The 4,768-nt window shown below is 62.8% G+C and carries 4 protein-coding genes and 1 tRNA gene; 2 read left to right on the top strand and 3 right to left on the bottom strand.

Going from position 1 to position 4,768, the window contains the following annotated elements; genetic code table 11:
- The first annotated feature begins 135 nt into the window (after nt 1-135).
- Entirely contained in the window at nt 136-1,560 is a 1,425-nt protein-coding gene (locus tag EOC06_RS19360; RefSeq protein ID WP_127269369.1) for a glycosyltransferase family 2 protein, read from the top strand.
- Between the two features lie 16 nt (nt 1,561-1,576).
- Here EOC06_RS19360 and EOC06_RS44855 read toward each other — a convergent pair whose 3' ends face one another.
- The 3 genes from EOC06_RS44855 to EOC06_RS19345 form a co-directional block, all read right to left on the bottom strand.
- Nucleotides 1,577-1,999, bottom strand: a complete 423-nt coding sequence (locus EOC06_RS44855; protein ID WP_127327114.1) for an Hpt domain-containing protein — start codon at nt 1,997-1,999, stop codon at nt 1,577-1,579.
- A gap of 47 nt (nt 2,000-2,046) precedes the next feature.
- Nucleotides 2,047-2,121, bottom strand: a tRNA-Gln gene (locus EOC06_RS19350).
- A gap of 128 nt (nt 2,122-2,249) precedes the next feature.
- Nucleotides 2,250-2,594: a VOC family protein gene (locus EOC06_RS19345; RefSeq protein ID WP_127290804.1), complete on the bottom strand. Its 345-nt coding sequence runs from the start codon at nt 2,592-2,594 to the stop codon at nt 2,250-2,252.
- Nucleotides 2,595-2,817: 223 nt separating this feature from the next.
- Here EOC06_RS19345 and ppdK point away from each other — a divergent pair.
- Nucleotides 2,818-4,768, top strand: a 1,951-nt coding sequence (gene ppdK, locus EOC06_RS19340) for a pyruvate, phosphate dikinase (protein ID WP_245469790.1), incomplete at its 3' end; no start/stop codon positions are given.

Here is a 4,768-nt window from a genome sequence, read left to right as displayed (position 1 = left end):
GCGCTACGCCGCTGCCAACGCGCTCTGCTCGTTCGGCCAGAAGGGAGAGCAGGTGCTGCGCGAGATCGCCGCCAGCGACGTCTCGCGCAGGCAGCGCACGGCCTCGCTGATCCTCGCCGAGGGGCCAGCCACCTGATGTTCGACTGGAGCCAAGAGATCGTTCTGGGGGCCTCCATCCTGTCCTGGTTCATCATCGGGGCGGGGCTGGCGCAGACGGCGATCTACCTGCTGCAGCTCATCATCGCCGCCTACGCCCTGTCCAAGCGCCCGCCGGTCGCGCGTTCGGCTCTGCTGTGGCACCGCTATGGCGACGTAGCGCCGCCGATCGCGCTGCTGGTGCCCGCCTACAATGAGGAAGTGAATGTGGTCGAGAGCGTGCACTCGATGCTGGCGCTCGAATATCCGAATTTCGAGGTCATCGTCATCAACGACGGCTCGAAGGATCAGACTCTGCAGCGCCTTATCGAAGGCTTCAAACTGGTGAAATTCCACCGACCCTATGAGGAGGCCCTGACACACAAGCCGATCCGCGGCCTCTATTCCTCGCCGATGACAGAACGGCTGTTCGTGGTCGACAAGGAAAATGGCGGCAAGGCCGATGCCCAGAATGCCGGCGTCAATGTCTGCCGCGCGCCTCTCTTTTGTGTGATCGACGGCGACTCCATCCTCGAGCCCGACGCACTGATGCGCGCGGCCCAGCCCTTCATCGACGATCCCGAGCGCACCATCGCCGTCGGCGGCACGATCCGCATCGCCAACGGATCGAGGATCGAAGCGGGCAGGGTGCGCGAGATCCGCCTACCCAGCCGGTTGCTGGCACTGTTCCAAGTGGTCGAATATCTGCGGGCCTTCCTTATGGCACGGCTGGCCTGGAGCCGCATCAACACGTTGATGCTGGTGTCCGGCGCCTTCGGCGTGTTCCGCCGCGCCGAAGTGGTGGCGGTTGGCGGCTTCACCAAGGGATCGATGGGCGAGGACATGGACCTTGTGATCAAGCTGCATCGCCACATGATGGACACCAAACGCAAATACCGCATCCAGTTCATTCCGGAGCCGGTGTGCTGGACAGAAGCACCCGAGTCACTGCGCGTTCTGGCCAGGCAACGCACGCGCTGGCAGCGCGGTGCGCTCGAGTGCTTCTTCCGCTACCGCTCCATGCTCTTCAACCCCCGCTATGGGCGGGTCGGCTTCCTCGGATTTGGTCACATACTGATTGTCGATGTGCTTGGGCCCATATCGGAGGTGCTGGGCTATGTGCTGATCCCGGCCTTTTGGCTACTCGGCATCCTCTCGACCGAATATCTCTTGGCATTCACGTCGCTGGTTTTCACCTACGGCGTTTGCGTGAGCGTGTGTTCGCTGGTTCTCGAAGAAGCCGAGCTTCAGCGTTTTCCGCGCGCGCGGGACCTTGCCGTACTCACGGCCGTGGCGGTGATCGAGAATTTCGGCTACCGCCAGCTCAACAATTTCTGGCGCGTGAAGGGCTGGTGGCAGTATCTGCGCGCCGACCAGAGCTGGGGCGAGATGACCAGGACCGGCCTGACTGGACCGAAGAAGTGAGCCTCTTCGGCTGACGTCACTTCAGCGTCCGCTCGATCTCCGCAATAAGCGCATCGAGCGCAGTATGTGCGACATCCGACCGCTCGATCAGCAACGTCTCAAGCTCGGACGCTCGCACGCTGATATCCGGAAAGCCGAACGTTCCGGCCCCCCCTGCGAGCGAGTGAGCGATCCCGATCAGCGTATCGCCGGAACTGCTGCCGGGCACAGCCCTCCTCTCACGGGCGGCCTTCAACTCCACGAGCCGATCCGCACACCGGGCAAGGAAACGTTGCTGCAAGGAAGCGAAGGGATCGTTTGAGATAGGCCGATGCTCCGTTGCGGGACGTCGAGGGTCATTCAAGCAGAAAGCGGCGCGGGTTGGAATGGACTGCTTGGTCGAGCACGCCCCCCTGTCGGAGGAGAACGGCACCAGGCTGGTCTGCAACGACACTGGCATGCCTGGGCTGTGGACAAGCGCGCTGCCATCACCAGAAAAAAAGTAATTGGCTGGGGCGCCAGGATTCGAACCTGGGAATGTCGGTACCAAAAACCGATGCCTTACCACTTGGCGACGCCCCAATTGCCGTCAGAGTCGCTTGTGCGGCGCGTTATTAGCAGAGCAGCCAAAAAGCACAATCCTTATGAGTGACGGTTGGAACGCTCGAATTGGGCAGGCAACGCAGCGCTGGCAAATGATATGCAGCGGGCTATTCGGACCACACCGCCATCTCGTTTCCGGCTGGATCGACGAAGTGGAAGCGCCGGCCGCCGGGGAACGGGAAGATCGGTTTGACGATCGTGCCGCCGGCGCTTTCGACAGCGTCGAGGGTTTGCTCCAGATCCCTGCTGTAGAGCACGGGCAGCGGCTTTGATGGCGCTTCCGCGGCATCTGCCTGGAAGCCTCCGTCCAGGCCTTCGGCAAAGGCCGAATAGGTCGGCCCATAATCGGTGAACGACCAGGCAAAGGCGGTACTGTAGAAAGCCTTCAGCCGGTCCAGCGTTCCACCGGTCGCGGGCATTTCCAGATAGTCGAGTTTTCCCGGCAGTTTCATGGCGCACCTGTTTGTTCACTGTATGTTCTACACCAGAATTCCTGACTTGGCAAGTCTTTTTGCCGCATGCTGGAGCACGGCTTTGCTTAATCGATTGTAGTGGCCAGGTGGCTTTGCCGATGTCTTGCCTTTCGCACTGCAGCATCATATCGCTCCAAGGACGGACCGGCGGAACTTTCCGTTTCGCCAATCTTTCCAGTCTCCTGCAACCGGAGAGCGATGCATGAGCAAATGGGTTTTCACCTTTGGCGATGGTGCGGCGGAAGGCCGTGCCAGCGACAGGAATCTCCTGGGTGGCAAGGGCGCCAACCTGGCCGAGATGTGCAGCCTGGGGCTGCCGGTGCCGCCGGGCTTCACCATCACCACGGAGGTCTGCAACGCCTACTACGCCAACGGCCGTATTTATCCGGCCGGGTTGGAAGCCGATGTCGCGGTCGCGCTCGATCACATCGGCCGGCTGACCGGCCGTCGGTTCGGCGACCCGTCGAAACTGCTGCTGGTGTCGGTGCGTTCGGGCGCTCGCGCCTCGATGCCCGGCATGATGGACACCGTGCTCAATCTAGGCCTGAACGACGAGACGGTCGAGGCGCTGGCCGCCGATTCCGGCGACGCGCGCTTTGCCTATGACAGCTACCGCCGCTTCATCCAGATGTATTCCGATGTCGTCATGGGCCTCGACCATGAGGTGTTCGAGGAAATCCTGGAGGATCAGAAAGGCGGGCTCGGGCACGAGCTCGACACCGAACTCACGGCGCTCGAATGGCAAGGCGTCATCGCGCTGTACAAGGCCAAGATCGAGGAAGAGCTCGGCAGGCCTTTTCCGCAGGATCCGCATGAGCAGCTCTGGGGCGCGATATCAGCCGTGTTCTCGAGCTGGATGAACAACCGCGCCATCACCTATCGCCGGCTGCACGACATTCCCGAAAGCTGGGGCACTGCGGTCAACGTCCAGGCCATGGTGTTCGGCAATATGGGCGAAACCTCGGCCACCGGCGTTGCCTTCACGCGCAACCCTTCGACCGGCGAAAAGATGCTCTATGGCGAGTTCCTGGTGAACGCGCAGGGCGAGGACGTCGTCGCCGGCATCCGCACGCCGCAGAACATCACCGAAGCGGCACGTATCGCAGCTGGCTCGGACAGGCCGTCGCTGCAGAAGCTGATGCCTGACGCGTTCCAGTCCTTTGTCACCATCTCCGACAGTCTGGAGAAGCACTACCGCGACATGCAGGATCTCGAATTCACCATCGAGCGCGGCAAATTGTGGATGCTGCAGACCCGCTCCGGCAAGCGCACCGCCAAGGCGGCGCTGAAAATCGCCGTCGAGATGGCGCAGGACAGGCTGATCACGAAAGAGGAAGCCGTCGCCCGTATCGACCCGGCCTCGCTCGACCAGTTGCTGCATCCGACCATCGACCCCAAGGCCGCGCGCGATGTCATCGGCATCGGACTGCCGGCGTCGCCCGGTGCCGCCACCGGCGAGATCGTCTTTTCCTCCGGCGACGCCGAGGAATTGAAGACGCAGGGCCGCAAGGCGATCCTGGTGCGCATCGAAACCAGCCCCGAAGACATCCACGGCATGCATGCGGCGGAAGGCATCCTGACCACGCGCGGCGGCATGACCAGCCACGCCGCGGTGGTGGCACGCGGCATGGGCAAGCCTTGCGTCTCCGGGGCCGGCTCGCTGCGTGTCGACTACAAGGCCGGCACGCTGATGGCGATGGGCTCGACCTTCCGCAAGGGCGACATCGTCACCATTGACGGCGGCAATGGCCAGGTGCTGAAGGGCGCCGTGCCGATGCTGCAGCCCGAACTTTCCGGCGATTTCGCCGCCATCATGGAGTGGGCGGACGCGGTCCGCCGCATGAAAGTGCGCACCAATGCCGAAACGCCGCTCGACGCGCGCATGGCGCGCTCCTTCGGCGCCGAAGGCATCGGCCTCTGCCGCACCGAGCACATGTTCTTCGATGGCGACCGCATCGTCGCCATGCGCGAGATGATCCTGGCAGACACCGAAAAGGACCGGCGCGCCGCACTTGCCAAGCTTCTGCCCATGCAGCGCTCGGACTTCCTGGAACTGTTCGAGATCATGGCCGGCCTGCCGGTGACGATCCGCCTGCTCGATCCGCCGTTGCACGAATTCCTGCCGAAGACCGAGGAGGAGGTGGCCGAGGTCG

The organism is Mesorhizobium sp. M7A.F.Ca.MR.362.00.0.0 (genome assembly GCF_004023175.1).
Taxonomy (GTDB): domain Bacteria; phylum Pseudomonadota; class Alphaproteobacteria; order Rhizobiales; family Rhizobiaceae; genus Mesorhizobium.
Note: the sequence above shows the minus strand (reverse complement) of the source record. Positions and strands in the feature narration are given on the sequence as shown.